General features: G+C 71.4%; 28 protein-coding genes and 1 tRNA gene. 21 read left to right on the forward strand and 8 right to left on the reverse strand.

Features of this window, described 5'->3' with window-relative positions; translation table 11 throughout:
- Nucleotides 1–68: 68 nt before the first annotated feature.
- From dusA to V1318_RS06155, 5 genes are all read left to right on the forward strand, one after another.
- Nucleotides 69–1,070, forward strand: coding sequence for a tRNA dihydrouridine(20/20a) synthase DusA (gene dusA / locus V1318_RS06135; protein ID WP_332938650.1), 1,002 nt, complete (start codon nt 69–71; stop codon nt 1,068–1,070).
- On the forward strand, nt 1,067–1,978 hold the full coding sequence (locus tag V1318_RS06140; protein WP_332938652.1) for an arginine deiminase-related protein: 912 nt from the start codon (nt 1,067–1,069) through the stop codon (nt 1,976–1,978). Before dusA ends, V1318_RS06140 begins: the two co-directional genes overlap by 4 nt.
- 264 nt (nt 1,979–2,242) lie before the next feature.
- Nucleotides 2,243–2,596, forward strand: a complete 354-nt coding sequence (locus V1318_RS06145; protein ID WP_332939009.1) for a hypothetical protein — start codon at nt 2,243–2,245, stop codon at nt 2,594–2,596.
- A 54-nt stretch (nt 2,597–2,650) separates the two neighbouring features.
- Complete coding sequence (locus V1318_RS06150; protein ID WP_055909122.1) at nt 2,651–3,334, forward strand: response regulator transcription factor; 684 nt, start codon at nt 2,651–2,653, stop codon at nt 3,332–3,334.
- Nucleotides 3,335–3,488: 154 nt separating this feature from the next.
- Nucleotides 3,489–4,886, forward strand: a complete 1,398-nt coding sequence (locus V1318_RS06155; RefSeq protein WP_332938656.1) for an ATP-binding protein — start codon at nt 3,489–3,491, stop codon at nt 4,884–4,886.
- Nucleotides 4,887–5,191: 305 nt separating this feature from the next.
- On the opposite strand, the gene V1318_RS06160 is transcribed toward V1318_RS06155, so the two are convergent.
- Both V1318_RS06160 and V1318_RS06165 read right to left on the reverse strand, forming a co-directional pair.
- Entirely contained in the window at nt 5,192–5,938 is a 747-nt protein-coding gene (locus tag V1318_RS06160) for a M90 family metallopeptidase (protein WP_332938658.1), read from the reverse strand.
- 137 nt (nt 5,939–6,075) lie between these two features.
- Nucleotides 6,076–6,333, reverse strand: coding sequence for a hypothetical protein (locus tag V1318_RS06165; protein WP_332938660.1), 258 nt, complete (start codon nt 6,331–6,333; stop codon nt 6,076–6,078).
- Between the two features lie 136 nt (nt 6,334–6,469).
- Here V1318_RS06165 and V1318_RS06170 point away from each other — a divergent pair, with 136 nt between their 5' ends.
- The 7 genes from V1318_RS06170 (at nt 6,470) to V1318_RS06200 (ending at nt 12,456) form a co-directional block, all read left to right on the forward strand.
- A complete protein-coding gene (locus V1318_RS06170; RefSeq protein ID WP_332938661.1) occupies nt 6,470–8,302 on the forward strand; it encodes a DegV family protein in 1,833 nt (610 codons plus the stop codon).
- Between the two features lie 220 nt (nt 8,303–8,522).
- Nucleotides 8,523–9,182: a glycerol-3-phosphate 1-O-acyltransferase PlsY gene (plsY, locus tag V1318_RS06175; RefSeq protein WP_332938663.1), complete on the forward strand. Its 660-nt coding sequence runs from the start codon at nt 8,523–8,525 to the stop codon at nt 9,180–9,182.
- A complete protein-coding gene (gene birA / locus V1318_RS06180; protein WP_332938665.1) occupies nt 9,182–10,183 on the forward strand; it encodes a bifunctional biotin--[acetyl-CoA-carboxylase] ligase/biotin operon repressor BirA in 1,002 nt (333 codons plus the stop codon). The genes plsY and birA overlap by 1 nt, the downstream gene beginning before the upstream one ends.
- Entirely contained in the window at nt 10,180–10,944 is a 765-nt protein-coding gene (locus V1318_RS06185; protein ID WP_332938666.1) for a type III pantothenate kinase, read from the forward strand. The genes birA and V1318_RS06185 overlap by 4 nt, the downstream gene beginning before the upstream one ends.
- A gap of 91 nt (nt 10,945–11,035) precedes the next feature.
- A complete protein-coding gene (locus tag V1318_RS06190) occupies nt 11,036–11,281 on the forward strand; it encodes a hypothetical protein (protein WP_332938667.1) in 246 nt (81 codons plus the stop codon).
- 226 nt (nt 11,282–11,507) lie between these two features.
- A complete protein-coding gene (locus tag V1318_RS06195) occupies nt 11,508–12,296 on the forward strand; it encodes an SPOR domain-containing protein (RefSeq protein WP_332938669.1) in 789 nt (262 codons plus the stop codon).
- Nucleotides 12,297–12,380: 84 nt separating this feature from the next.
- Nucleotides 12,381–12,456: transfer RNA gene (locus V1318_RS06200), tRNA-Thr, on the forward strand.
- 194 nt (nt 12,457–12,650) lie between these two features.
- Here the strand turns inward: V1318_RS06200 and V1318_RS06205 are convergent.
- Together V1318_RS06205 and gcvA are read right to left on the reverse strand one after the other, a co-directional pair.
- The gene (locus tag V1318_RS06205; RefSeq protein WP_332938671.1) at nt 12,651–13,079 is read right to left on the reverse strand and encodes a hypothetical protein; all 429 of its coding nucleotides are present in this window, start codon (nt 13,077–13,079) and stop codon (nt 12,651–12,653) included.
- 125 nt (nt 13,080–13,204) lie between these two features.
- Nucleotides 13,205–14,110: a transcriptional regulator GcvA gene (gcvA, locus tag V1318_RS06210; RefSeq protein WP_332938672.1), complete on the reverse strand. Its 906-nt coding sequence runs from the start codon at nt 14,108–14,110 to the stop codon at nt 13,205–13,207.
- 134 nt (nt 14,111–14,244) lie between these two features.
- On the opposite strand from gcvA, the gene V1318_RS06215 reads away from it, so the two are divergent.
- Complete coding sequence (locus V1318_RS06215; RefSeq protein ID WP_332938673.1) at nt 14,245–15,069, forward strand: MBL fold metallo-hydrolase; 825 nt, start codon at nt 14,245–14,247, stop codon at nt 15,067–15,069.
- Nucleotides 15,066–15,911: an MBL fold metallo-hydrolase gene (locus V1318_RS06220; RefSeq protein ID WP_332938675.1), complete on the forward strand. Its 846-nt coding sequence runs from the start codon at nt 15,066–15,068 to the stop codon at nt 15,909–15,911. The genes V1318_RS06215 and V1318_RS06220 overlap by 4 nt, the downstream gene beginning before the upstream one ends.
- Before the next feature lie 112 nt (nt 15,912–16,023).
- On the opposite strand, the gene V1318_RS06225 is transcribed toward V1318_RS06220, so the two are convergent.
- Together V1318_RS06225 and V1318_RS06230 are read right to left on the reverse strand one after the other, a co-directional pair.
- Entirely contained in the window at nt 16,024–16,656 is a 633-nt protein-coding gene (locus V1318_RS06225; RefSeq protein ID WP_332938677.1) for a glutamine cyclotransferase, read from the reverse strand.
- 18 nt (nt 16,657–16,674) lie between these two features.
- Nucleotides 16,675–17,886, reverse strand: coding sequence for a helix-turn-helix domain-containing protein (locus V1318_RS06230; protein ID WP_332938679.1), 1,212 nt, complete (start codon nt 17,884–17,886; stop codon nt 16,675–16,677).
- 246 nt (nt 17,887–18,132) lie between these two features.
- Here V1318_RS06230 and rocF point away from each other — a divergent pair, with 246 nt between their 5' ends.
- The 3 genes from rocF to V1318_RS06245 all read left to right on the forward strand — a co-directional run bounded on the left by rocF (nt 18,133) and on the right by V1318_RS06245 (nt 19,848).
- Nucleotides 18,133–19,056, forward strand: a complete 924-nt coding sequence (gene rocF / locus V1318_RS06235; protein WP_332938681.1) for an arginase — start codon at nt 18,133–18,135, stop codon at nt 19,054–19,056.
- A gap of 158 nt (nt 19,057–19,214) precedes the next feature.
- Nucleotides 19,215–19,364, forward strand: a complete 150-nt coding sequence (locus V1318_RS06240; RefSeq protein WP_056178681.1) for an entericidin A/B family lipoprotein — start codon at nt 19,215–19,217, stop codon at nt 19,362–19,364.
- Between the two features lie 283 nt (nt 19,365–19,647).
- Nucleotides 19,648–19,848 carry a CsbD family protein gene (locus V1318_RS06245; RefSeq protein ID WP_332938684.1) on the forward strand — a complete coding sequence of 67 codons (201 nt, stop codon included), beginning with the start codon at nt 19,648–19,650 and terminating at the stop codon, nt 19,846–19,848.
- Nucleotides 19,849–19,965: 117 nt separating this feature from the next.
- Here the strand turns inward: V1318_RS06245 and V1318_RS06250 are convergent, their stop codons facing one another.
- On the reverse strand, nt 19,966–20,781 hold the full coding sequence (locus tag V1318_RS06250; protein WP_332938685.1) for a hypothetical protein: 816 nt from the start codon (nt 20,779–20,781) through the stop codon (nt 19,966–19,968).
- A gap of 177 nt (nt 20,782–20,958) precedes the next feature.
- Between V1318_RS06250 and V1318_RS06255 the strand changes: the two genes are divergently transcribed.
- From V1318_RS06255 to V1318_RS06270, 4 genes are all read left to right on the forward strand, one after another.
- Nucleotides 20,959–22,284 (forward strand): tryptophan--tRNA ligase, encoded by a 1,326-nt coding sequence (locus V1318_RS06255; protein ID WP_332938687.1) that lies wholly within the window; start codon nt 20,959–20,961, stop codon nt 22,282–22,284.
- A 229-nt stretch (nt 22,285–22,513) separates the two neighbouring features.
- Nucleotides 22,514–23,434 carry an MBL fold metallo-hydrolase gene (locus tag V1318_RS06260; RefSeq protein WP_332938688.1) on the forward strand — a complete coding sequence of 307 codons (921 nt, stop codon included), beginning with the start codon at nt 22,514–22,516 and terminating at the stop codon, nt 23,432–23,434.
- Nucleotides 23,435–23,571: 137 nt separating this feature from the next.
- A complete protein-coding gene (locus V1318_RS06265; RefSeq protein WP_332938689.1) occupies nt 23,572–24,675 on the forward strand; it encodes a sensor domain-containing diguanylate cyclase in 1,104 nt (367 codons plus the stop codon).
- 133 nt (nt 24,676–24,808) lie between these two features.
- Nucleotides 24,809–25,093, forward strand: coding sequence for a DUF4242 domain-containing protein (locus V1318_RS06270; RefSeq protein WP_332938691.1), 285 nt, complete (start codon nt 24,809–24,811; stop codon nt 25,091–25,093).
- 60 nt (nt 25,094–25,153) lie between these two features.
- On the opposite strand, the gene V1318_RS06275 is transcribed toward V1318_RS06270, so the two are convergent.
- Nucleotides 25,154–25,537: a VOC family protein gene (locus V1318_RS06275; protein WP_332938693.1), complete on the reverse strand. Its 384-nt coding sequence runs from the start codon at nt 25,535–25,537 to the stop codon at nt 25,154–25,156.
- Between the last annotated feature and the right edge of the window lie 4 nt (nt 25,538–25,541).

Consider the following 25,541-nt stretch of genomic DNA (forward strand, 5'->3'; position numbering starts at 1 on the left):
CTCTCGGGGTGGTCGGAGGGCAAGGGGCCCGAGCCGGGGCTCAGCCTCCACCCCGTACAATGGAAACGATGACCGCCTCGCCCGCCATTCCGCCGTCGCAACTGCGCCTGTCCGTCGCCCCGATGATGGATTGGACCGACACCCAGTGCCGGGTCTTCCACCGTGCGCTGGCCCCGCATGCGCGGCTGTACACCGAGATGGTGCATGCCAACGCGGTGATCCACGGCGATCGCGACCGGCTGCTGGCGATGGATCCGGTCGAGCATCCGGTGGCGTTGCAGTTGGGCGGCAGCGAGCCGGAGTTGTTGGCGCAGGCGGCGCGGATCGGCGCCGAGCACGGCTTCGACGAGATCAATCTCAACTGCGGCTGCCCCTCCGACCGGGTCCAGGCCGGGCGCTTCGGCGCCTGCCTGATGCGCGAGCCGGCGCTGGTCGCCGATTCGGTCGCGGCCATGGTCGCGGCCTGCGAGGTGCCGGTGACGGTGAAGTGCCGGCTCGGGGTCGACGACGACCAGCACTACGAGGTGTTCCTGGCCTTCATCGAGCGGGTGGCGGCGGCCGGTTGCCGCATGTTCGTGGTGCACGCGCGCAATGCCTGGCTCAAGGGCCTGTCGCCTAAGGAAAACCGCGAGGTGCCGCCGCTGCGCTACGACTGGGCCTACCGCCTGAAGCAGGACCACCCGGAGCTGCAGGTGATCGTCAATGGCGGCATCGCCAGCCAGGCCGACGCGACCGCGCACCTGGCCCACAGCGACGGCGCCATGCTCGGCCGCGCCGCCTATCACGACCCCTATCTGCTGCATCGCCTGGACGTGGCCTGGTTCGGCGGCGAGCTGCGCAGCCGCGCCGAGCTGCTGCGCGGCCTGCGTCCCTATGTCGAGGGCCAGCTCGCGCGTGGGGTCGCCCTCAAGCACATCACCCGCCACCTGCTGGGCCTGTTCCACGGCGAGCGCGGCGGGCGCGCGTTCCGGCAGGTGCTCAGCGAGGGCGCGCACCGGCCGGGTGCGGACTGGTCGCTGGTCGAGCGCGCGCTGGCGCTGACCGAAACGCGCGCCGACGCCGCCGCATGATCGGCCGCGACCCCGACGCTTTCCTCGCCTTCGCGCGCGGCTGCGCGCCGGACTTCGGCCCGGCCACCGCGCGCGCCGCCTTCCTGGTCGCGCCCGACGGCTTCGCCCGCGCCGAGCAGTCCGCCGGCGACAACCGCTACATGGCCGCCGCCGAGGGCTTCGACCCCGGCTTGGCCAGCGCCCAGCACCGCCAGCTGCAGCGCGCGCTGTCGGGCGTGCTGCCGACGATCTGCTTCGCAGGCGATCCGGACACGCCCGACGCGCTGTTCCCCAACAACGTCTACGCGACCGCGCCCGGGCGCTGCCTGATCGGGCGCATGCGCCATCCGGTGCGCCAGCGCGAGGCCGAGCGCGCCGACATCCGCGCCTTCTTCCGCCAGGTGCTGGGCTACGCCGAGATCGACCTGTCGACCCAGCCGCACCCCTGCGAGCTCACCGGCGCGCTGGTGATCGACCGTGCGCGCGGGCTGGGCTACTGCGGCCTGTCCGAGCGCTGCGACGAGCAGGGCGCACGCCTGATGCACGAGGCCCTGGGCCTGCGCGCGACCCTGCTGTTCGAGCTGGCGGCGGGCGAATACCACACCAACGTGGTGCTGGCGGTGCTGGCCGGCCGCGCCGCCCTGATCTGCCCGGGCGGCTTCGCCGACCCGGCCGTGGCCGCCGCGATCGCCGCGGTCTACGCCCCGCATGCGATCGGGCTGGGCCCGGCCGAGCACGCCGCCTTCGCCGGCAACGCGATCGCGCTGTCGCCGGAGCGGGTCTGGATGAGCGCGCGCGCCGCCGCAGCGCTGAGCCCGGCCAGCCGGGCCGGCCTGAAGCGGGCGGGCTTCGCCGTGGCCGCGGTCGAGCTGGACGCGATCGAGGCCGGCGGCGGCTCGCTGCGCTGCTGTGTGGGCGAGATCTACTGAGCCATTGACCACGGTGTCATCGTGGTCTGGCAGCGGGCCCGCTGCGGTGTCCCCGCGGCGGCCAACTCAGGACCGGACGGTTTCGCCGACGCTCCACGCCGTTGCCCGCGCGTACCGGCCTGAATGGCGGCTGGAAGGTAAAGAAAAAGTTCAGACCGGATTCACCGCTCCGTTCCGAGAATGCCACCTCATCCAGCGCCCGTGCGCTATTGTTCCGTCACGCTGTCCTGTCGAGTCCCCATGAAGATCCTGTCCACCCGTGTCATGGCCACGCTGCTGCTCGCCGCTTTCGCGGTCGGGGCCGGCGACGCCTGGGCGCAGGACCGGGGCGGCCGTGGTCAGGGCCAGGGCCAGGAACGTCGCGACCGCGACGATGGCCATGACCGCCACGAGGGCCATCGCGCGTTGTCCGATGCAGTGCGCCGTGTCGAACGCGAAAGCGGCGGCGGCCAGGTCCTGAGCGCCGAGCGGGTGCCGTTCGACGGCCGCGACGTCAATCGGGTCAAGGTCGTCGACCCCAGCGGCCGGGTCCGGATCTACATGGACGACCCGCAGCAGGGCCGCGAGCGTCGCGACAATGGCGGCCGTACACGCGGCGACGACAACGACAACGACTAACCTCTGGCGTAGAGGTCGCGCCCTCCGGCGCGGTCGACTGATAAGGGAGTGCCCATGCGAATTCTGTTGGTCGAAGACGAAGCACCGCTGCGCGAGACCCTGGCCGCGCGCCTGAAGCGGGAAGGCTTCGCTGTGGACGCCGCTCAGGACGGCGAGGAAGGCCTGTACATGGGCCGCGAAGTCCCGTTCGACCTGGGCATCATCGACCTCGGCCTGCCCAAGATGTCGGGCATGGAGCTGATCAAGGCCCTGCGCGACGAAGGCAAGAAGTTCCCGGTGCTGATCCTCACCGCGCGTTCGAGCTGGCAGGACAAGGTCGAAGGCCTCAAGCAGGGCGCCGACGACTACCTGGTCAAGCCCTTCCACGTCGAGGAGCTGCTGGCGCGCCTCAACGCGCTGGTGCGCCGCGCCGCGGGCTGGAGCAAGCCGACCCTGGAATGCGGGCCGGTCATGCTGGACCTGGCCGCGCAGACGGTCAGCGTGGCCGGCACCAACGTCGATCTGACCAGCTACGAGTACAAGGTGCTGGAGTACCTGATGATGCACGCCGGCGAGCTGGTCTCGAAGGCCGATCTCACCGAGCACATCTATCAGCAGGACTTCGACCGCGATTCCAACGTGCTCGAAGTCTTCATCGGCCGCCTGCGCAAGAAGCTGGACCCGGACGGCGCCATGAAGCCGATCGAGACCGTGCGCGGCCGCGGCTACCGCTTCGCCATTCCGCGCAGCGGGGAATAAGGACGGGCTTCGTCCGGCCGCGGCCGGGCGAGGACGTCGGGCCGGGCATGCGGGCGGACGCAACCTACAGCGAATCCAAGCGACCGGGCGCGAACGCGATTCGCGCCCGGTTTTCGTTCGTGCGCCGGCGCCTGCCGCCGCGGAGCGCCGCGCGATGAGCTGGGGCCAGCCGCGCTCGCTGCGCGCCCGCCAGCTGCTGGCGGCCAGCCTGGGCCTGCTGGCCTTCCTGGCCCTGGCCGGCTACGCCCTGGACCGGGCCTTCCTGGACACCGCCGAGAACAACCTGCGCGAACGCCTGCACGGCTACGCCCTGGCCTACGCGGCCAAGGGCGATTTCGACCGCAGCGGCGAGTTCGTCGAGCCCTACGAACCGATCGACCCGCGCTTCGACCAGCCCGGCAGCGGCCTGTACGCCGAACTGGTGCTGCCCAACGGGCATTGGGACTCGCCCTCGGCGCAGGGGCCGCTGCTGCCGGCCGCGTCCATGCTCAAGCCCAGCGAGCGCCGCTTCGAGGGCCCGCTGCCGATCACCGAGATCAACGGCGACGTCGGCGAGGCCTACCGCTACGGCATCGGCCTGACCTGGGCGGCGGGCGGCGACCCGCGCGCCGAATTCCCGTACACCATCTACATCCTCGAGAACACGACCTCGCTCAGCGGCCAGGTCGCGGTGTTCCGCGGCGCGCTGTGGCGCTACCTCGGCGGCGCCGGTTTCATCCTGCTGTTGCTGCAGGCGCTGATCATGCAGTGGAGCCTGCGCCCGCTGCAGCGCGTGATCGAGGAACTCAAGCGCGTGCAGCGCGGCCTGGCCTCGCGCATGAGCGAACGCCACCCGCGCGAGCTCGAACCGTTGACCGAAAGCATCAACGCCTTCATCGAGAGCGAGCGCGAGAACCTCGACCGCCAGCGCAACACCCTGGCCGATCTCGCCCACAGCCTGAAGACGCCGCTGGCGGTGCTGCGCGCGCGCCTGGACGACAACGCGCCCGACGGCGAGCTGCGCGAGGACGTGGACCTGCAGCTGCGGCGCATGAACGACCTGGTGTCCTACCAGCTCGCGCGCGCGGCCTCGGGCGGCCATGCCCTGTTCGCCGCGCCGGTCGCGATCGAGCCGCATGCCGAGCAGATCGTGCGCGGCCTGGAAAAGGTCTACGCCGCCAAGGGCGTGCTGTGCGAATTCGACGTCACCCCGGGCGTGCAGTTCCACGGCGAGCCCGGCGATCTGCAGGAGCTGCTCGGCAACCTGCTCGAGAACGCCTTCAAATGGGCGCATTCGCGGGTGCTGCTGACGGTGACGCCGGGCGAGACCGCGCCCAATCGCCGCCCCGGCCTGTTGCTGGCGGTCGACGACGACGGCCCCGGCATCCCGCCGGAGAAGGTCGCGCTGATCCTGCAGCGCGGCGTGCGCGGCGACGAGCGCGTGCACGGTCACGGCATCGGCCTGGCGATCGTGCAGGACCTGGTGCGCGGTTATCGCGGCACCCTGGACGTGGTGCCGTCGGACGAGCTGGGCGGCGCGCGCTTCGAGGTCAAGCTGCCGCCGGGGCTTTGAGTTGCGCGGCGGGGCCTGAAGCAAATCCCCCTCGATCCCCCTTCTTCAAAGGGGGAAGACCAGCGCGCGCATTTCTCAGACAGTAGGACCAGTCTTGCCGTGTCTCTCAAAGGGAGAAGACAAGCGTTGGCGCGTCTCTCAAAGGGGAAGGCCGGCGGCGGCGCATTTTTCAAAGGGAAAGACCAGCGGCGGCGCAGCCGTCGGCCAGTCGCGACTTCCCGTCGAACCGCTTTAGTTCCCCCCTTTGCAGAAGGGGGCTAGGGGGATTTGCTGTTGCTGTTGCTTTCGCCCTGGGCCCCCTTCCCTCAAGCGAACGGCGACGGCCCATAGAAGCGCTGCAGATGCGCGGCGATCTCCGGCATCGCCTCGCGCAGCAGGGCCGGGTCGCTGAAGTGGTACTCGGTGGCGACGGCGAAGAATTCCTCCGGCGCCTCGGCCGCGTAGGGGTCTATCAGGGTCTGGCGGCCCGAATCGACCTCGTCGACGAAGCCGTCGTACACGCGCTGGAAATCGCGCGCCCATTCGCGCTGCCACGGCCGCGGCAGCGGCGGGGTGCCGTCGAGCAGGCCGTCGAGCGCGTCGAGCTTGTGGGCGATCTCGTGCGCGGCCACGCAAAAGCCCGCGCGCGGGTCCTCGCAGTCGGCGGCGACGTCGGCCCAGGACAGGATCACCGGGCCGGATTCCCAGGCTTCGCCGATCAGTTCGTCCTGCCATTCGTGGAGAACGCCGGCGGCGTCGATGTGGCTGCGGTTGACCCGGAACGCATCGGGATAAACGATCAGCTGCGACCAGCCGCGCAGGCCTTCGGCGCCGAACTCCAGCAGCGGCAGGCAGCACAGCATGGCCAGCATGCAGCGCTGGCGATCGTCCAGGGTGAGCTCGCCGATCGGGCTGATGGTCTTTTCGTGCACGAAGCGCGCGACCAGTTCGCGCAGGCGTGCGTCGCGCGCCGCATCCAACGCGCGCGCCCACGGCACCGCATCGCGCGCGTCGCGCCAAAGATCGTCGGCAATGGACGCAGGCCGCCGCAGGCGGCGCAGGAAATCGAACACGGCGGGCTAGGGCGGGCGAGGGAGCGACAGGCTAACCGCAAGCGTTTGCCCGCGCACGGGCGAGCGCAGGCAAAGCGTGAGGAACAGTGGGTGAATCAGCGCAACCGGTATGAGCGCGACGCGCCCGGCGGATCGGCTTAGCGGAACATGCCCGGCAGGAAGCTGTGCCAGCGCGGCGATTGCAGGCGGCCGTTGTTGGCGTCGCTGTGCACCGTGGGCTTGGCCTTGGGATCGGCGCGGGTCGGCGCGACGACCGCGCGATTGTTGGCGCGGACCGCGTCCTTCTTCTGCGAGCTGCTTTCCGGGCAGCTTTCGTTCGCGCTCAGCTTGACCTCGCGCGCGGCGACGCTCGCACTGGCGAGGGCGATCAGCAGGCAGAAGCAGATCCGTAGCATGGCGGAATCCTCGTTAGCCCGGTTGGGTATCGCCACCGGACAGATCCGGACTATAGCGCGAAACCATGGCGCCCGTAGGCGCGACCCGTGCTGCGCCGCAGCAGGTTCGGACGAACGGTTGCGGCAGACTCCGGGCATGAACCCGCCGCGCCCGCCCCTGACCGCTCCGGCCCTGCGCCGGGCCCTGATCGCCGGCGCCCGCCGGGTCATCGCCGGGCGCGACACTTTGAACAAGATCAACGTGTTCCCGGTCGCCGACGGCGACACCGGCAACAACCTGGCGCATACCCTGGGCAGCTTGCTGAATGGGGCGCTGAGCCGGCGCAGCCGGCATATCGGCGAACTCCTGCTGCGCATCGGCAACGACGCCATCGACGGCGCGCGCGGCAATTCGGGCGCGATCCTGGCCCAGTTCCTGCACGGGGTGGCCGAGCACGCGCGCGCCCAGCCGGTGCTGGACGCGGCCGCGCTGGCGGCCTCGGTGCGGCACGGCGCCGACAGCGCGCGCGCGGCCCTGGCGCACCCGGTCGAGGGCACCATCCTGAGCGTGATCGGCGCCTTCGCCGATGCCCTGGACGAAGCCGCGCGCGAGGCGGCCGGGCAGGGCGACCCGCGGCCCGGCTTCGCCAGCGCGCTGGCGCGCGCCCGCATCGCCCTGGCGCGCACGCCGCAGCAGATGGCGCTGCTGCAGCGCGCCGGCGTGGTCGACGCCGGTGCCCAGGGTTTCGTCGATCTGCTCGAAGGCATCGCCGAGTTCGTCGACGGCGGGCCGCGCGCCTTGCGCGTGCACGGCGCGGCCGCGGCCGCCAACGAAGCGCCCAGCGCGAACGAAGGCCACGCGCCGCACGAGGACGTCGATCCCGAACGGCGCTGGTGCAGCGAATGCCTGCTGCTGGGCGAAGGCATCGAACGCGAGCGTTTGCGCGCCGCGCTGGAAGCGATCGGCGCCGATTCGCTGGTGCTGGCCGGCGGCGCCACGCGCATGCGCGTGCATGCGCACGTCGGCGCGCCGCAGCGCTTGTTCGATGCCTGCGCCGCGTTCGGCACGGTCGAGGGCATGAAGGCCGACGACATGCTGTTGCAGCAGCGCAGCGCGGAGTCCTCGCAGCGCGTGGCGGTGGTGACCGACAGCGCCGCCGATCTGCCCGAGGCCGTGCTCGAACGCCACGCGCTGCACGTGGTGCCGGTGCGGGTCAGCGTCGACGGCCGCGATTACCTGGACAAGGTCGGCCTGGCCACGGGCGAGTTCTACCGGCGCATGGCCGCGTCCGCGGACCTGCCCAAGACCAGCCAGCCGCCGCCGGGCGATTTCCGCCGCCCCTTCGATTTTCTGCTCGCCCACCATCCCGAAGTGCTGTACGTCGGCCTGTCGCGCGCGGTCTCGGGCACGCTGCAGTCCGGCGAACAGGCCGCCGCGCGCGCCGACCCGCTGCGGGTGCGGGTGTTCGACAGCGTCAACGCCGCCGGCGGGCAGGGCCTGCTGGCCTGGCGCGCGGCGGAACTGGCCGAGGCCGGCGCCGACCTGGCCGCGATCCTGGCCGAACTGGAACGCCTGCGCCCGCTGACCCTGACCTGGGCGATGGCGCGCGACATCTCGCACGCGGTGCGCGGCGGTCGCATCCCGGCCTGGGCCGGGCCCGCGGTGCGCTACAGCGGGCTGACCCCGGTGGCGCGCATGAAGGCCGACGGGCGCCTGGGCGTCAGCGGCGGCCTGCTGGCGTGGCGCAGCGCGCCGGAGCAGTTCGCGCGCTACGTCGCGCGCCGGTTGCCCGGCGGCGCGCGCTGGCGCGCCATCGTCGGCCATTGCGACGCGCGCGACGACGGCGCGCGCCTGCTCGAAGCCCTGCGCCGCCGGGTCGGCCTGGCCGAAGCGCACCTGGTCGAAGCGCACCTGGTCGAAACCGGCCCGGCGATCGGCGCGCACGCCGGGCGCGGCGCCCTGCTGGTGTCGGTGCAACCGGCGCCGTGAGGCCCGCGCCGTTGAGGGAGGAGCGGGCGCAAGCCGCGCCCGCGAAACCCCAGATGCGGCGAGCCATGCGCTTTGCATGAGATCGGACACCGGCGGACGGCGCCGCGTCGGATGACGAGGGTTGCGCCGTGGAGCGCATCGGCGCGGTCGCGGCTTGCGCCGCTCCTGCCCCTGAGCCGCAGGCGCTACGCAGGCGCGGCGCTCGCGCATAATCGCGCCCATGTCGTCCCTGTCCCTGTCCTCGATCGCGCCGCTGAGCTACGCGCTGATCCTCGCCGCCTACCTGCTCGGCTCGCTGTCCGGCAGCCTGCTGCTGGGGCGCCTGCGCGGCGTCGATATCCGCCAGCAGGGCAGCGGCAACGCCGGCGGCACCAACGCCTTCCGCACCCAGGGCCTGCGCTTCGCCCTGGGCGTGGTCGCGATCGATATCGGCAAGGGCGCGCTCGCGGCCTGGCTGACGCTGCGCTATGCGCCGGTGGCCAGCGCGCTGAGCGTGACCGCGCACGGCTACCTGGCCGCGTTCGCGGCGATCGTCGGCCATGTCTGGCCGTTGTGGCACGGGCTGCGCGGCGGCAAGGGCGCGGCCACCGCGGTCGGCGGCCTGCTGGTGCTGTGGCCGTTCGCGCTGCCGCCGCTGCTGATGGTGTGGATCGCGACCCTGGTGCTCAGCGGCTACGTCGGCCTGGCGACCGTGCTGGCGGCGCTGTGCCTGCCCTTGCTGGCCTGGTGGAGCGAGGCCGGCGAGCCGCGGCTGTGGTTCGCCTGCGCCGCCGCGCTGCTGATCGTGTTCACCCATCGCGGCAATCTCGCGCGCCTGCGCGCGGGCACCGAATCGCGTTTCGCGCGGGCGCGCCTGCTGCATCGTTTGCGGCGCGGCTGATGGACGAGCGCGCGCTGCTGCAACGACTGATCGCCGGCCCGGTCTCGGGCGACGCGCTCGCGCGCGTGTCCGGGCAGACCCGGGCCGCGGTGTGGAAGCGCATCGAGGCGCTGCGCGAGGCCGGGGTCGCGATCGAGGCCAAGCCCGGTCGCGGTTATGCCCTGAGTCAGCCGCTGGATCTGCTCGATGCCGGGGCGATCGTGGCGGCCCTGCCCGCGAGCGAACGCGCGCGCCTGGCCGGGCTCGAAGTGGCCTGGAGCATCGATTCCACCAACAGCGAACTGCTGCGCCGGGCCACGCCCGCGCAGGGCGCGACGGTACTGCTGGCCGAGCGCCAGACCGGCGGCCGCGGCCGGCGCGGACGCGAATGGGCCTCGCCGTTGGCCGCGCATCTGTACCTGTCGCTGGCGCGCGGCTTCGGCGGCGGCCTCGCGCGCCTGGGCGGCCTGAGCCTGGTCGCCGGCATCGCCGCGGTCGAGGCCCTGCACGCCCTGGGCTACGCCGGTGTGCGCCTGAAATGGCCCAACGATCTGGTCGTGCCCGGCGCGCAGGGCCTGCGCAAACTCGGCGGCCTGCTGATCGAAGGCGGCGGCGAACACGCCGGGCCGGTGCGCGCGGTGATCGGCCTGGGGCTCAACGTACGCATGCCGGTCGCCGCAGCGGCGGCGATCGATCAACCCTGGTGCGACCTGACCGCGTTGAGCGCCGGCGTGGCGCCCGCACGCGATGCGGTCGCGGCGGCGCTGCTGGCGCGCCTGCTGCCGGCGCTGGACGAATTCGACGCCGACGGGCTGGCGCCGTTCCTGCCGCGCTATGCGGACTTGGACGCGCTGGCGGGCGCGGCGATCGCGGTCCACGGCGGCAACGGCCAGCGCCAGGACGGCGTCGCCCTGGGCCTGGCCGAGGACGGCGCCCTGCGCGTGCGCCTGGGGGACGGTTCGCTGCAGAGTTTCCATGCCGGCGAAGTCAGCGTGCGCCGCGCGCCCGGAGCGGGCGCATGAGCGCGTGGCTGTTCGACCTCGGCAATACCCGCCTCAAATGCGCGCCGCTGCAGGCCGACGGCCGCGCCGGCGCCGCGCTGGCGCTGCCGCATCGCGAGGACGACGTCGCCGCCGCGCTCGCCCAGGCCTTGCCCGCGCGCATCGAGGTCGCCTACCTGGCCAGCGTGGCCGCGCCCGGCCTGCGTCTGGCGGTGCTGGACGCGCTGACCGCGCGCTGCACGCGCATCGCGGTCGCGCGCACCCAGGCGCGCCTGGGCGCGGTGCGCATCGCCTACGCCGATCCGCGCAAGCTCGGCGTCGACCGTTTCCTGGCCTTGCTCGGCGCTCATGCGCGCGGCGAGGGCGCGAGTTTGATCTGCGGCGTCGGCACCGCCCTGACCGTGGACCTGCTGGATGCCGACGGCCTGCACCTGGGCGGCCGCATCGCGCCCTCGCCGACCCTGATGCGCGAGGCCCTGCACGCGCGCGCGGCGCAATTGCCCGAAAGCGGGGGCGGCTACGTCGATTTCGCCGCCGACACCGAAGACGCCCTGGCCTCGGGCTGCGACGGCGCGGCGCTGGCGCTGATCGAACGCAGCCTGGACGCCGCCCAGCAACGCCTGGGCCGGCGCCCGCGATTGCTGCTGCACGGCGGCGGCGCCGAGGCCCTGCTGCCGCATTTGCGCGAGGCCGTGCCGGCACCGGGACTGGTGTTGGACGGGCTGGCGATCTGGGCCGCGGTCGAGCGCGACGGCGCCGATCCGGTCGGCGCTGCCGCCTGATCCCTGCAAGCGCCCGTCCGGCGGGCGGACGCGTGCCGACGGGCGCCATTGCTGCCTAGAATCGGTGCGTGATCCGCCCGGAACCCGGCCCATGCTGCTGCGCGCCCTGATCGTCCTGCTGCTGGTGCTGAACCTGGGCGTCGCCGCGTGGTGGTGGCAACGCCAGCCCGTCGCCGCGCTCGCGCCCGCCGCGCCTGCCGCCGGAGTCGCGCCGCTGCGCCTGTTGAGCGAGACCGCGTCGCCCTCGCGCGCTGCCGCCAAACCCGCGCTTGCGCCAACAGTACCGGTCGCAGTCGCCACCATCCCCGAAACCGCGTCGGCCGCTCCGGCCAACTGAGCGCGGCCAATGGCGCGGCGGCGATTCGGTCGCTTGCGCATCGTGTCGATACGCGCGTAGCGCATGAGCGATGTGCCAATCGATGCCAACGACGCCAGGGCGTCTGCGTGACGAATGCCACCGCGATGCAAGCGCGCACGCAACGAATATGACGCGCGTCGCAACGTGCGCCTTCGATGCCCGGGCGAACTGGGAGGGCATGCGGCCCAGGGCATAGAATCGCGCCATGCTGGTCCGTGCGCTGCTCGTTCTGTTGTTCTCGCTCAACCTCGGCGTGAGCGCGTGGTGGGGCTTGCGCGCGCCGTCGCCGCCGCCTGCGCCGGAAGCGCCGCCGCTGGGCGTGGCGCGGCTGCAGTTGCTGGACGAACGCGATGCGCCGGCCGCGCGCGCTAGCGCAGGCCCGGCGCGCGAGGCGAACGCGGCCGGGCTGCGCGATGCGACCGCGACGTCGCCGGCCCAGCCCGCTTCCGCGCCCGCGTCGCCGCCTGCCGCGGCGGTGGCCGAGACGCCCGCCGCCGATACGCCGGCGCCGGAACCCGAGGCGGCCGTCGCCAAGAACGCACGCTGCTACAGCTTCGGTCCCTTCGAAAGCGCCGACCTCGCCGGGTCCGCGCGCCAATACCTGCAGCCGCTGGCGCAGCGCATCGGCGTGCGCGAACAACGCGCCGCGCCCGCGCGCGGCTGGCGCGTGCTGCTGCCGCCGCAGCCCGCGCGCGAGCAGGCGCAGGCGGTCGCGCAGCGCATCGCCGCGGCCGGCTTCGACGATTACTTCGTGGTCGCCGACGGCGCCGAAGCCAACGCGATCGCGCTGGGCCGCTACCGCACCGAAGACGCCGCGCGCAAACGCGCGCAGGCCCTGAACGCGGCCGGCTTCGCCGCCCAGGCCGAGCCGCTGGGCGACGCCCGCGCCAGCACCTGGCTGGACGTGGTCGCCGGCGAGGGCTTCGATCCCGACGCCGCCCAGGCCGCGATCGCGGTGCAGCGCCGCGGCATCGACTGCGCGAAGCTGCGCTGAGCCGCCGCGACAGTCGCATTTCCAGGCCGCATCCGCCTGCCGATCCGCCACCGGAGACGTGCACGGGCTAGAATAGCGCCCTTCGCCGGCATAGCTCAGTTGGTAGAGCAACCGCCTTGTAAGCGGTAGGTCGTCAGTTCGATTCTGACTGCCGGCACCAAAGGACGGTCCCCAGAAGTGCCGCAACGTGCGTACGACCGTTGCGGGCGACGCTGCCGATCCGGCCGTTGGATAGATCGGCGTAACGCCGGTCAGGGCAGGAACGGTCTCAGGCTTGATCGGGGTTTTGTGGCCTTTCCACGAGGCAGTTCAGGAGCGCTGAGGCGGGGGCGCCATGCTCATGAGGCGCAGCGCTTAGGGATAATTCGTGGCGTCGCTCTTCTTGAAATCGGACGCGGAAACGCCGAATTCCTTTCGGCAGTGGTCCAGCAGCGACGCCAGATCGTCGAATATCTCGGATCTGTAGTCCGTTGCGTTGTCGTTGAACGCGTCTTGATCGCCATGATGTTCACGAGCGACTTTGAACGACTCCAATTCATACAGCCAGAGGGTTTCGGGCGCGGGCGTCCTGCCGAGCCTGAGTACTTCCGGATGCAACTCATCCAGCGAAAAGCGGCCCTGATCGATCAGTTCCCGATCCCGGGCGGTCAGGTACCGTCGGGGACGGATGATCAGATAGAAGGACGTTGCGCCGCCGTCGTCGATCCTCTCGAAGAAGGCGCCAACCGTATTTCCCTCCATCGGCGCGGGAAACGGGCGATGTGCTTGCGCGATGTAATTCATAGGAAACGCACTGTCTCGGTTCGTGAATGGATGCGCGTCAATCGTGGGTCTCGGCATGTCGGTTGGGGCCGTCACTTGCCGCGGCAGTCGGCAGCAGGCACCGCACCGAACGCATGCTCAGCCGCCTACGCCGCCGCTTCCTTGCGCAACCAGGCGCAGAACGCGTCGACCTGCGGATGCGGCTCGGCGCGTGGACGGCGCACGATCCAGAACGCGTAGGCGTTGGGCTGCGCGAACTGGAAGGGGCGAATGAGGCGGCCGCGTTGCAGGTCCTCTTCGACCAGCGGGGCGACGCCGAGGGCGACGCCGTGCCCGGCCACCGCGGCCTCCTGGGCCAGGTAGATGCTTGCGAACACCGGGCCGCGATCGGCGTCCACGCGCTGGGCGCCGGCGGCCTGCAGCCAGGCCGGCCAGGCGGGCACGCCGGCGCGGCCGAGCGCGCTGTCGTCGTGGAGCAGGGTGTGCCGGCGCAGGTCGTCGGGCGTCGCCAGCGGGCGGGCATCGTCGTCTCGCAAGGCGGGTGCGCAGACCGGAAACACCGGCGCGTCCAGCAAGCGCTCGGCGTCGACGCCGCTGTAGCCGCCGGTGCCGTAGCGGATCGCGACATCGGTGCCGTCGCGGACGAAGTCGCTGTGCTCGTTGCCGGTCTCGATGCGCAGCCGCAGCTCGGGATGGTCGCGATGGAAGCGATGCAAGCGCGGCGCCAGCCATTTCGCGGCGAAGGATTCCACGGTGCTCACGCGCAGGTCGGCGACCGTGGGCGCCAAGGCGCGGTCCAGGGCCAGATCCAGCAGGCCGAACACTTCGCCCAGGGACGCGGCCAGGGCCTGGCCGTCTGCGGTCAGTTCGACCGAGCGATGGCCGCGCTGGAACAGCTTCACGCCGAGGTAGGCCTCCAGGTGCTTGACCTGGTGGCTGACCGCCGCCGGGGTCACGAACAACTGCGCGGCCGCGCCCTGGAAACTCAGGCAGCGCGCGGCCGCTTCGAAGGCGCGCAGGGCGTTGAGCGGAGCGGAGTGGCGGGGCTTCACGGTCGCCTCGGCTGGTCGGATGCCGGAGCGCATCTTATCAAGTTAAATTTTCTAACGTGATCGCGAAAACATCTCGTTTGTCGCGCCCGCGGGCGCTGGCAATGATGCCTGCCTCTATACCCAGGGCGGCCGCGATGCGATTGGAAACTTTGGCTCCGCAGGTGCTGATGTTCGTCGGCGACGACTATCAGTCGGTCGCCACCGCCTTCCTCGACGGCGACGACGCGCTGCTGGTCGATACGCTGGGCTCCGAGCGGGACGCGCAGTGCTTGCAGCGCAGCTTGTGCGCGGACATGGGCAAGACGGTGCGGGTGGTGGTGGCGACGCATTACATGAGCGACCACATGGCGGGCCTGAGCTTGTTCCCGCAGGCGCTGACGATCGCGCAGCGCCACCACCGCCACGGCTTTCTGTCGCAGAACCGTCGCGTCGACGCGTTCTATCGCGAGCCCAAGCTGGTGTTCGACAGCGAGATGAGCCTGCAGTGGGGGCCGCACCGGCTGCGCCTGCTGCACAACCCCGGCAAGACCATGGACCACGTCAGCATCGACGTGCCCAGCGCCGACCTGGTCTGCGCGGGCGACAACATCGTCGGCAACATCGTCTACCTGTCCAAGGCCGATCCCGAGTCGATACGCGCCGCGATCGCCCGGATACGCCAACTCGGCCGCGGCACGGTGATCGGCGGGCACATGGGGCGTTTCCCCGCCGAGGTGCTCGACCACGCGCGCTATTACCTGGACCGCTTGCAGGATGCGGTCGTGCGCATCCGCGCCGAGACGGCCGCGGCGGAGATCGACGCGCGCATCGCCGCGATCCCGATCGAGGCCTGCGTGGCGCCGCAGGTGGAGCCGGTGGCGTTCGAGCGCGAATGGCACCAGCGCAACCTGGAGGCCATCGTCGCGCAGTCGGTTTTCGAGTTGGATGCGGCGATCGCCGCACGGGCGGTGCGCGCATGAGCGCGCCGGCGCGCGGCATCGGCCGCAGGCGGTTCCTGGCCGGCTGCGTCGGCGTGGCCGCCGCCGGCCTGTTGCCGGGCGGACGCGTGCTGGCGGCCGCCGCCGCAGGCGGCTTGCGCATCCAGCGGCTGGCCTGGGCGGGCATACGCCTGCAGTTGCCGGACGCGACCTTGTTCATCGATCCCCTGATCAATCCCGAGGCCTGGGGCGCGGCGCTGAAGGACGCGCTGATTCCGGTCAAGGACCCGGTGGGCGACAGCTACGTGCTCATCACCCATGCGCATCCCGATCATTTCGACGCGATGGCGGTGGCCGATGCCTTGAGCAAGGGCGGCGCCCTGGTGCATCCGGCCGGAACCAATCCCTTGCCCGTGCCCAAGAACGCGCGCGCGCGGCCCAGCCCGCTGTGGGAGCCGCAGCTGCTGGGCGATTTCACCGCCACGCCGGTGCCCGCTTCGGACGGCTACGGCGATCCGCAGGTGTCCTGGGTGGTGTCGGCCGGCGGCCGGCGCATCTTCCATGCCGGCGACACGCTCTGGCACGGCCATTGGTGGCGGATCGGCCGCCAGTTCGGGCCGTTCGACGCGGTCTTCCTGCCGGTCAACGGCGCACGCTTCGGCTGGCGCAAGCCGGTCAGCGGCCTGCCCGGGGTGCTGACGCCGGAGCAGGCGGTGGCCGCGGCGACCATCCTGGGCGCGCGCCGCCTGGTGCCCATCCACTACGGCGTGTCCGGCCTGGACGAGTACGTGGAGGTCGACGATCCGATCGGACGCCTGCGTCAGGCCGCGCGCGACACCGGCATCGTCATCCAAGCGATGACGCCGGGGGAATGGATGGACTGAGGCGGTCGGTTTCGATGCCGGGGATCGTCGGCGGCATTCGCCAGGACACGGCCGCTTCGCGGCCCGGTTCGACCCGTCCCCGGTCGCGTGCGACCGGGGCCTCGGGCGACGCTCAGCGCGGACGCCGTACCGCGCGCACCTTGCCGCTGTTGCCGCCGCCGCAGTAGAAGCGGTCGCCGCCGTCGGATTCCAGGCCGGAGACCATCGCGCCCGCCGGCATTTCCAGGCGTTCGAGCACTTCGCCGCTGTCGGGGTCGATGTGGCGAAGTTCGCTTTCGTCGCCTTCCCAGGTGCCGTGCCAGAGCTCGCCGTCGACCCAGGTGACGCCGGTGACGTAGCGGTTGGCTTCGATCGTGCGCAGGATCTGGCCGGTGTCGGGATCGACCTGGTGGATCTTGCGATCGCGGTATTGGCCGACCCAGAGCGAGCCTTCGGCCCAGGTCATGCCCGAGTCACCGCCCTGGCCGGGGGCCGGGATCGTCGCGAGCACGGCGCCGGTGGCCGGGTCGATCTTCTTGATGCGGTCCTGCGCCAGCTGGAACAGATGGCGGCCGTCGAAGGCGGTGCCTGCGTGCGCGACGGTGTCGATCGAGCGTTGGACCAGGCCGCTGTCGGGATCGAAGGACTGCAGGGAGTCGCCGCTCGCGAACCACACGTTGGCGCCGTCGAAGGTGACCCCGTGCACGGTGTCCGTGCCGGGGAACGGGCCGTACTCTCGTACGATGTCTGCGTTGGAAGTTTTCATGGCTCCACCCTAAGGCAACTACGGCACGGCGGGGAGTAACAAGCTCGTCGCGAATCCGGGCAGCGGCGGCGTGGTCCAGCGGCGCGCGCGCCCGCGGCCGAAGGACTGCGCCTTGCCCGCCGCCGCCAGGGCGTCGAGCGCGCGCTGCACGCTGCGCTGGCTCGCGCCCATGGCCAGCGCCAGCGCCGAACTCGACCAGGATTCGCCGTCGGCGAGGAAGGCGAGCAAGGCCGCGTGCTTTTCCTCGACCGGCCGCGCGAGCACCACCAGGCGACGGGCGCGGCGCGGACGCAGCGTGTAGCCGCGCGCGGTCGCGTTCACCTCGGCCAGCGGGCGCAGGATCGCGCGCAGGCGTCCGATCTCCACGCGCAGGCGCGCGCGGTGGGTCTCGTCGATGCGCTTGAAACCGAATGCTCGCGCGATCAGCGCATCGCGGGCGACGTCGGCGGGCCAGGCTTCGCCGAGCGCGCGCGCCAGCGCGAACAACACCGGACGGGTGGCCAGCGACACGCGCTCGCGTCCGTCGCGCAGGGCATGCCGGCAGGCGTCGATCACGAAGGCATCCGAAGACAGCAGCGCTTCGACCTGCTGCAACCGCAGCGGCCGCGCCGCGCCGTGCTCGAGCAGGCGCGCGGCCGGCGCCTCGAGCATGGCCTGTGCGCTTTCGACTTCGGCCCGCAATGCGGGGATGCCGGCGCTGCGCGCGGCCTGTTCGGCACGGGCCAGGGCCGCGCGCGCGGGCCGCGTGCGCAGGCGCCGCATGGCGATGCCGGCCAGCACCAGTTCGTGCACGGCGCGCGATGCGGGCGGCAGGGGCGCGGGGTCGAGCTCGGCCAGCGCGCGTTCGGCCTCGTCCAGGCGGCCGATCAGGAGCAGGCGGCGGATCGCGAGCTGGCGCGCGTGCGCGGCGTTGACGCGATCGCCGTGGCGCTCCAGGGTCGCGCGTGCGGCGTCCAGGGTCTGTTCGGGCCAGCCCAGTTCGCGCGCGGCGAAGGCGATCTCGGCTTCGGCCAGCACGCAGCGCGCCCGCGCCACCGCTTCTCTGGGGCCGAACGCGCGCGCCGCGCGCCGCACCAGCCCTTTGGCGCGCTCCAGGTCGCCGAGCTGGGCCATGGCGATGCCGCGCAGGGCCAGCGCGGACGCATCCTCGCGCAGCGCCACGTACTTCAGGGCGAGCAGCGCGTCGCCGGCCGCGAGCGCGCGCGCCGCGGCGGTGATCAGCGAGTCCACTCGTATCCCGTCATGTCGCGCTCCCGCCGCCCTTCAGGCCGCGTCTAGGCTACCCCAAGGCGGTGTGCCGGCTTGCGCCGCGAACGCGCGAATCGGGCTCGCGCGCGCGGCTGTTGCGGCCGTCGGAGTGCGACAATGCGGGCTCGGTCCGGCGCGCTTCCCCGCGAAGCGCGGCCGGTCGGGGCGGCCCCGCGGCTGCCCGCCATCGCATTCGATGCCGCTCGCCGGCAGGGTCAGGAGATCATCATGAGTCGCAGCTATCCCCCGGTTTCGCTGATCGGCGCGCCCACCGACGTAGGCGCCGGCCACCGTGGCGCGCGATTGGGGCCTGAAGCCCTGCGCATCGCCGGTCTCGGCGAGGCCCTGCTCAAGCGCGGCGTCGACGTGATCGATCGCGGCAATCTCGACGGCCCGCGCAATCCCTGGCAGAAGCCGGTCGACGGTTACCGGCATCTGCCCGAAGTGGTGGCCTGGAACCGCCTGGTGATGGACGCGGTCGCGGCCGAACTGCGCGAGGGCCGCATGCCGATCCTGCTCGGCGGCGACCACTGTCTGGGCCTGGGCTCGATCACCGCGGTCGCGCGCCACTGCCGCGAGACCGGCAAGCAGCTGCGCGTGCTGTGGCTGGACGCGCACGCCGACTTCAACACCAGCCAGGTCACGCCCTCGGGCAACGTGCACGGCATGCCGGTGGCCTGCCTGTGCGGCATCGGCCCGGAGGCGCTGACCACGCTGGGCGGCGAAGCGCCGGCGATGCGCGCCGAGGACATCCGCCAGATCGGCATCCGCTCGGTCGATCCGGGCGAGAAGCAGCTGATCAAGGAGCACGGCCTGGACGTCTACGACATGCGCTACATCGACGAGATCGGCATGAAGCGGGTGATGGAGGAGGCCCTGGAGGGCATCGACGACAACACCCACCTGCACGTGAGCTTCGACGTCGATTTCCTCGATCCCAGCATCGCGCCGGGCGTGGGCACCACGGTGCCGGGCGGCCCCAACTACCGCGAAGCGCAGCTGGTGATGGAGATGATCGCCGACAGCGGCCGCCTGGCCTCGCTGGACATCGTCGAACTCAATCCGGTGCTGGACAAGCGCAATCGCACCGCCAAGTTGTCGGTGGACCTGGTCGAGAGCCTGTTCGGCAAGTCCACGCTGATGCGCGACTGAACGAGGCGGCTCCGCCGAGCATGAACCGCGGCAGACCCCAAAGCGGCGATTCCACACCGGCTTCACGCCGTCTCACGTCTCATTTCCTCAAGGTCGCGCCGCCGGACGACGCGTCCGAACGTATCAGCGACCGGTTCTACCGACCTAAGGAGAATTCAATGAAGCGTCTGACTGCCCTGCTGCTGCTCGCCCTGTTTTCGATGGGCACCCTGACCGCCTGCAACACCGTTGCCGGCGCCGGCAAGGACGTGCAGAAGGCCGGCGAAAAGGTCGAGGAAAAGGCCGAGGAAGTGCGCGACGGCAAGTGATCGCGCCGCGATTTCGGTAAGCCAGAAAGGCCGGAGCGATCCGGCCTTTCTCTTTGCGCGGTTTCGAGCGCGCCGTCCGTCCAGGCGATCTCATCCGCGCGGGCGCCGATGGCGCGCATTCATCGAATCTGCGGATCGCCCGATGAAGCGTTCATCGCGTTCACCCTCATCAAGATCGGGCTAACGCAATCGCGACCTGATGCGAATGCGCCGCTTGCGATGCTGCACGGGCGGTGCGGATTCCAGCGCGCCGCTCTCCCCCAACGAGATCGAGGACAGACTGATGAACAAAGACATCATCGCGGGCAAGTGGACGCAGATTAAGGGCCAGGCCCAGGCGAAGTGGGGCGACCTCACCGACGACGTGTTCGACGTGGCGCAGGGCGATGCCAAGTACCTCGCCGGCAAGCTGCAGGAGCGTTACGGCTGGGAGCGCGATCGCGCCGAGAAGGAAGTGCGCGATTTCGAGAAAACCCTGAACTGACGGTCTGATCCTTCCGTTCGGGGAAACCCGAGCGCCGGCCCCTGCGGGCCGGCGTAGGACGATTGCGAGATACTCAAGGCGATGGGCCGGGTGCGAACCCGGCCCATCGCTTTGCGCTCACCAGCGCGGCGGGTCGGCGACGAAGCCGTTGGGGAAGGCGCGCGGCTCGCGATTGCGATAGTCCGGATAGCGCGGGTAGCGCGGCAGCACGCCGCGCGCGACCAGGGTGTGGTAGTCGTCGTAGCGCAGCTGGGTGACCTGGGACGGCGAGCGCGACGCACGCGTGAATCCGGTGTGCGACACCGGCGACCACTCGCGCTGGCCGTGACCGGTGCCGATCGACTGCGTGGCCATGGCATCGGCGCTGCGCGATTCCGCCGCGGCGGGCGCGGCGGCCTTGGCCGCGTCGTTGCCGGCGCGGTAGCGGCCGTCGGCTTCGCGTTCGCCGCGCGCGATCGGCACGGGGTAGTCGTAGCGATACACCGGCCTGGCCTCCTCGAACACCGCCACCCCGATCACGCCGACGTTGTCGGGGCGGCCGGTGCGCGCGGCGTAGCTGTCGGGCAGGTCGGTGAAGACGAACTGGGCCACGTCCTCCATCGACTTGCGCCAGCCGTTGATCTCGGTGCTCTGCCAGGGTTCGAGCACGTAGCCGGCCTGCGAGGGATGGGCGTTCTGGCCGGTGACGGCGTTGACGCCGTCCACGGACAGCACCACCAGCACGCGCTGGTCGCTGGTGTTGGTCAGGCGCACGGCGTAGCGGTGGCCGGGGGCGCCGGCGATCCACTGCTGGCCGCGATGGGGGTAGGTCGGCAGCCAATCGCCGGCGTCGCGGTCGATCACGGCGACATCGACCAGGGGGCGTGCCGACAGCGGTGCGCAGGCGGTGGCGGCGATCAGGGCGCCGGCCAGCAGGACTAGGGAGCGGAACATGGCGGGTTCTCCGGGGTGGGCACTGCTGCGAACGCACCGGCATCGGCGGCGGGGTTAAGTGCGCGCGCGGGCGGCCCGGCCGTTGCCGTGCGCTCAGCTTCGGCGGCCCGGCGGGCGCGGCCACGGCGGCCGGGGCCAGCGGGTAAACTGGCGGGCCATGCTCCATCCTGGCCCGCAATGACTCCGACCCGCGTCCTGACCGGCATCACCACCTCCGGTACTCCCCATCTGGGCAACTACGTCGGCGCGATCCGCCCGGCGGTCGCCGCCAGCCGCACGCCGGGGGTGGAGAGCTTCTACTTCCTCGCCGACCTGCATGCGTTGATCAAGGTGCAGGAACCCGAGCGCGTGCAGCGCTCGACGCTGGAGATCGCCGCGAGCTGGCTGGCCTGCGGGCTGGAGCCGGACAAGGTCTGGTTCTACCGCCAGAGCGAGATCGTCGAGATCCCCGAATTGGCCTGGTTCCTGACCTGCGTGGCCGGCAAGGGCATCCTCAACCGCGCCCACGCCTACAAGGCCGCGGTCGACCGCAACCGCGCCGAGGGCGAGGACGACGATGCGGCGATCACCGCCGGACTGTTCATGTATCCGGTGCTGATGGCGGCCGACATCCTGGTCTTCAACGCCAACAAGGTGCCGGTGGGCCGCGACCAGATCCAGCATATCGAGATGGCGCGCGATTTCGCCCAGCGCTTCAATCATCTGTACGGCGAGCACTTCGTCCTGCCCGAAGCCGCGATCGAGGAGAACGTGGCGACCCTGCCGGGCCTGGACGGCCGCAAGATGAGCAAGAGCTACGACAACACCATCCCGCTGTTCGCCCCGCGCGAGACGCTGAAGAAGCTGATCTATTCCATCGTCACCGACTCGCGCGCGCCGGGCGAGGCCAAGGACGCCGAAGGCTCCAACGTGTTCCAGCTCTACCAGGCCTTCGCCAGCGGCGCCGAGACCGAGCGGATGCGCGCGGCGTTCGCCGACGGCATCGCCTGGGGCGAGGCCAAGCAGGCGCTGTTCGAGCGCATCGACGCCGAAGTGGCGCCGCTGCGCGAGAAGTACGAGACGCTGATGGCCAAGCCGGCCGAAATCGAGGCCATCCTGCGCGACGGCGCCCAGCGCGTGCGCGCGACCCACGGCGTGCCCTTCATGCAGTCGCTGCGCGCGGCGGTGGGCCTGCGCGATCTGTCGCAGGTGGCGACGGGCGAGCGCAAGAAGGCCGTCAAGGCGGCCGCGCCCAGCTTCAAGCAGTACCGCGAGAGCGACGGCAGGTTCTACTTCAAGCTGGTCGACGGCGACCGCGTGCTGCTGCAGAGCGTGGGACACGAGTCGGCGCGCACCGCCGGCCAGCTGATCGGCCGCCTCAAGGCCGAGGGCGGGGCGGCGCTGCATCGCGCGGAGAACGCGGCGGTGCATGCGGGCGAGGAATTGGTCGGGCACCTGCACGAAGGCGTGGAGCTGGCCGAAGTGGTGGAGGCCTTGGCGCAGTTCGCGGTGGAAGAGGGCTGAGGGCGGGGCAGGAGAGGCCGTTCGAAGTCGTTTTGCCGATACAGCTGCGTGCGGGAGCGCGTCGAGGCGTGGGTTCCACGCTTCGCGGGAGCGGCGGCGATGCGGTTCGCCTTTGGCTCACCGCATCCTGCGGGTTGGATCTGGACTGCGTGGCGGACAAGGCGTCTCGCGTCGCATCCTGTGCTCGCGCGGCCTAGACTGAGGCTCCATCCTTAGCGGACCCGCGCTCATGAGCGACGGCATCGTCACCATCGACACCGGTTTCCATCGGCCGGCCTTCGATGCCGCCTATCTGATCGTCGAGCAGGGCCGCGCGGCCTTCGTCGATTGCGGCACCCAGCATTCGGTGCCGGCGCTGCTGGCGGCGCTGGCGGCGCAGGGGCTGGCGCCGGAAGACGTCGACTGGTTGATCCTGACCCACGTCCATCTCGACCATGCCGGCGGCGCGGGCGCGCTGATGCGGCGCCTGCCGAACGCGCGCCTGGCCGTGCATCCGCGCGGCGCGCCGCACATGATCGACCCTGCGCGCCTGGTCGCGGGCGCGACCGCGGTCTACGGCGCGGAGGAGATCGCGCGCAGTTACGGCGAGATCCTGCCGGTCGCGGCCGAGCGCGTGGTGGCGGCCGGCGACGGTCACCGGATCGACCTGGCCGGGCGCGCGCTGCTGTGCATGGACACGCCCGGGCATGCGCGCCATCACCTGTGCCTGTGGGACCAGCGCAGCCGCAGCTGGTTCACCGGCGATACCTTCGGCCTGTCCTACCGCGAGTTCGACAGCGCGCGCGGCGCGCTCGCGATTCCGACCAGCACGCCGGTGCAATTCGAACCCGAGGCGCTGCAGGCCTCGATCCGCAAATTGCTCGCGTACGAGCCCGAGACCATGCGGCTCACCCACTACGGTCCGGTCGGCGACGTCGCGCGCCTGGCCGACGAGCTGATCGAGCAGATCGACGCCATGGTCGCGCTGGCGCGCGCGGCCGACGGTCACGCGGATCGGCATGCGCGGCTGGTCGCGTCGCTGGGCGAGCTCTATGTCGCGCGCGCGACCGCGCACGGCAGCGCGCTGGACGCCGCCCAGGCACGCGCCCTGCTGGGGGTGGACATCGAACTCAATGCCCAGGGCCTGGAGGTCTGGCTGGACCGACATTGACCGGATCGGGCGCGAATTCAGCAGGCTGAATGGCCGCAGCCTTAACCGGCGCGCTACCGCCCCGGCAGCTGTGAGGGCGGTCACAAGACGCCGGTGCCGGGACCGGTAGCCTGCAAGGGTCTCTCCGGTACCCCTCGATGTCCCTTCCCCGCCTACGCGCCGTTCCGGCGCCCACCGACGAGGCTCAGCGCCAGGACGCGCTCGACGCCTACGCGGTGGTGGACAGCGTTTCCGAACAAGCCTACGACGACCTGGTGCGCCTGGCCGCGACGCTGTGCGACGCGCCGGCGGCGGCGATCTCGCTGATCGATCGCGACCGCCAGTGGTTCAAGGCGCGCGTCGGCCTGGACCAGACGCAGACGCCTCGCGCGCTGGCGATCTGCGACCATGCGATCCGCACGCCGGATCAGACCCTGATCGTGCGCGACGTCGCCGACGATCCGCGCTTCAGCACGCGCGTGGTCAGCATCGACGGCCGCCCGCTGCGTTTCTACGCCGGTGTACCGCTGTTGAGTCCCAACGGCCATGCGCTGGGCACGATCTGCGTGCTCGACAGCCAGCCGCGCGAGCTGCGTCCCGCCCAGCGCGACGGCCTGGAAGTGCTGGCGCGCCAGACCCAGCACCTGCTCGAGCTGCGCCGTTACGCGATGGAGCAGCGGCGCCTGCTGCACGAACGCGAAGCCTTCGCGCGCCGGCTGGAGGACGCCCAGGCCGATCTGCAGCGCCGTCACGACGAGTTGCAGTACAGCGCCAGCCACGACGCCCTGACCGGGCTGCTCAACCGCGCCGCCCTGGCGCAGTTGCGCGCAAGCCCGCAGGCGATGCGGCGCCTGGAAAGCGCGCCCTACGCGCTGCTGTTGCTGGACGTGGATCACTTCAAGCAGGTCAACGACCGTTACGGCCATCTGCTCGGCGATCGCGCCCTGCGCGCGGTGGCCGACGCGGTCGCGTCCAGCGTGCGGCAGAGCGACATCGCGGTGCGCTACGGCGGCGAGGAATTCCTGATCGTGCTGCCGGACGCGCGCCTGGCGCAGTCCTACGAAATCGCCGAACGCATCCGCGACCGGGTCGCGCGTTCCTCGCTGCCGTTCGCCCTGTCGGTGTCGGTGGGCGTGGCCGCGGGCGAGCCCGGCCGCGACACCCCCGAGCGCGTGTTCGACCGCGCCGACCAGGCCCTGTACCGGGCCAAGAACCTGGGCCGCGACCGCGTGGTCGCCGACGACACCCCGCAGCGCGACTGAGGCTTGCCGGGCTGCGAGCGCGGGCGCAGACTGGGCTTGCGCTCAGGCGCAGGCGGCGGCGGGTGGAGCCCGCCGCGATCGCGGTCCGCGTAGCCGGACACCGGACGTCGGCACGCGCTTCCGAGGGCGTGTCATGCCCAGATACATCATCGAACGCGACCTGGTCGGCGCCGGCGCGCTCAACGGCGCCGAGTTGCAGGCGATCGCGCGCAAGTCCTGCGAAGTGCTGGACGGCATGGGTCCGAAAGTGCAGTGGCAGGAGTCGTTCGTGACCGACGACAAGATCTACTGCGTTTATATCGCGCCCGACGAGGCCAGCATCCGTCGCCACGGCGAACTCGGCGGTTTTCCGGTCACGCGCGTGGCGCAGGTGAAACAGGTGATCGGTCCGACCACCGCGGAGAGCGCCGCGGCTTGAAGCCGCGCGCTCCGATCTCGCCGCCGGCGCGCGCCGGAGGGGCGATTGCGGCCGTCGCGATCAGTCCCAGACCTTGGGCGGCGCGCCGCGCTCTGGGTGCTTCATGCGCACCACGCAGAATCGGTGGCCGGTCGGCGCTTCCATCACCCACCAGCGTTTGACGAACTTGAGCTTCTTCGCGCCCAAGCGTTCCAGGCGCGCGGCCTCGGCGTCGATGTCGTCGGACTCGATGTCCAGGTGCACGCGCGAAGGGTGGTCCACCTTCTGCACTTCCACGTGCAGCTCGCCGGGCGCGTTGCGCAGTTCGACGTAGCTGGCGCCGTCTTCGTCGTAGCCGTCGCCCAGCGGCAGGCCGAGCGCGTTGCTCCAGAAGCCGGCGGCGCGGTCGACGTCGCCGGTCTCGCAATCGATGATGAAGCCGGCCAGGCGGCTGCGGTGGGTCATGGGG

The sequence above is a fragment of the Lysobacter sp. CCNWLW3 genome (assembly GCF_036697405.1).
Classification (GTDB): Bacteria; Pseudomonadota; Gammaproteobacteria; order Xanthomonadales; family Xanthomonadaceae; genus Lysobacter.

Coding starts and splice junctions, on each gene's coding strand:
- dusA (WP_332938650.1), top strand. CDS start 69: ATGACCGCCTCGCCCGCCATTCCGCCGTCGCAACTGCGCCTGTCCGTC.
- V1318_RS06140 (WP_332938652.1), top strand. CDS start 1,067: ATGATCGGCCGCGACCCCGACGCTTTCCTCGCCTTCGCGCGCGGCTGC.
- V1318_RS06145 (WP_332939009.1), top strand. CDS start 2,243: ATGGCCACGCTGCTGCTCGCCGCTTTCGCGGTCGGGGCCGGCGACGCC.
- V1318_RS06150 (WP_055909122.1), top strand. CDS start 2,651: ATGCGAATTCTGTTGGTCGAAGACGAAGCACCGCTGCGCGAGACCCTG.
- V1318_RS06155 (WP_332938656.1), top strand. CDS start 3,489: ATGAGCTGGGGCCAGCCGCGCTCGCTGCGCGCCCGCCAGCTGCTGGCG.
- V1318_RS06165 (WP_332938660.1), bottom strand. CDS start 6,333: ATGCTACGGATCTGCTTCTGCCTGCTGATCGCCCTCGCCAGTGCGAGC.
- V1318_RS06170 (WP_332938661.1), top strand. CDS start 6,470: ATGAACCCGCCGCGCCCGCCCCTGACCGCTCCGGCCCTGCGCCGGGCC.
- plsY (WP_332938663.1), top strand. CDS start 8,523: ATGTCGTCCCTGTCCCTGTCCTCGATCGCGCCGCTGAGCTACGCGCTG.
- birA (WP_332938665.1), top strand. CDS start 9,182: ATGGACGAGCGCGCGCTGCTGCAACGACTGATCGCCGGCCCGGTCTCG.
- V1318_RS06185 (WP_332938666.1), top strand. CDS start 10,180: ATGAGCGCGTGGCTGTTCGACCTCGGCAATACCCGCCTCAAATGCGCG.
- V1318_RS06190 (WP_332938667.1), top strand. CDS start 11,036: ATGCTGCTGCGCGCCCTGATCGTCCTGCTGCTGGTGCTGAACCTGGGC.
- V1318_RS06195 (WP_332938669.1), top strand. CDS start 11,508: ATGCTGGTCCGTGCGCTGCTCGTTCTGTTGTTCTCGCTCAACCTCGGC.
- V1318_RS06205 (WP_332938671.1), bottom strand. CDS start 13,079: ATGAATTACATCGCGCAAGCACATCGCCCGTTTCCCGCGCCGATGGAG.
- V1318_RS06215 (WP_332938673.1), top strand. CDS start 14,245: ATGCGATTGGAAACTTTGGCTCCGCAGGTGCTGATGTTCGTCGGCGAC.
- V1318_RS06220 (WP_332938675.1), top strand. CDS start 15,066: ATGAGCGCGCCGGCGCGCGGCATCGGCCGCAGGCGGTTCCTGGCCGGC.
- V1318_RS06225 (WP_332938677.1), bottom strand. CDS start 16,656: ATGAAAACTTCCAACGCAGACATCGTACGAGAGTACGGCCCGTTCCCC.
- rocF (WP_332938681.1), top strand. CDS start 18,133: ATGAGTCGCAGCTATCCCCCGGTTTCGCTGATCGGCGCGCCCACCGAC.
- V1318_RS06240 (WP_056178681.1), top strand. CDS start 19,215: ATGAAGCGTCTGACTGCCCTGCTGCTGCTCGCCCTGTTTTCGATGGGC.
- V1318_RS06245 (WP_332938684.1), top strand. CDS start 19,648: ATGAACAAAGACATCATCGCGGGCAAGTGGACGCAGATTAAGGGCCAG.
- V1318_RS06250 (WP_332938685.1), bottom strand. CDS start 20,781: ATGTTCCGCTCCCTAGTCCTGCTGGCCGGCGCCCTGATCGCCGCCACC.
- V1318_RS06255 (WP_332938687.1), top strand. CDS start 20,959: ATGACTCCGACCCGCGTCCTGACCGGCATCACCACCTCCGGTACTCCC.
- V1318_RS06260 (WP_332938688.1), top strand. CDS start 22,514: ATGAGCGACGGCATCGTCACCATCGACACCGGTTTCCATCGGCCGGCC.
- V1318_RS06265 (WP_332938689.1), top strand. CDS start 23,572: ATGTCCCTTCCCCGCCTACGCGCCGTTCCGGCGCCCACCGACGAGGCT.
- V1318_RS06270 (WP_332938691.1), top strand. CDS start 24,809: ATGCCCAGATACATCATCGAACGCGACCTGGTCGGCGCCGGCGCGCTC.
- V1318_RS06275 (WP_332938693.1), bottom strand. CDS start 25,537: ATGACCCACCGCAGCCGCCTGGCCGGCTTCATCATCGATTGCGAGACC.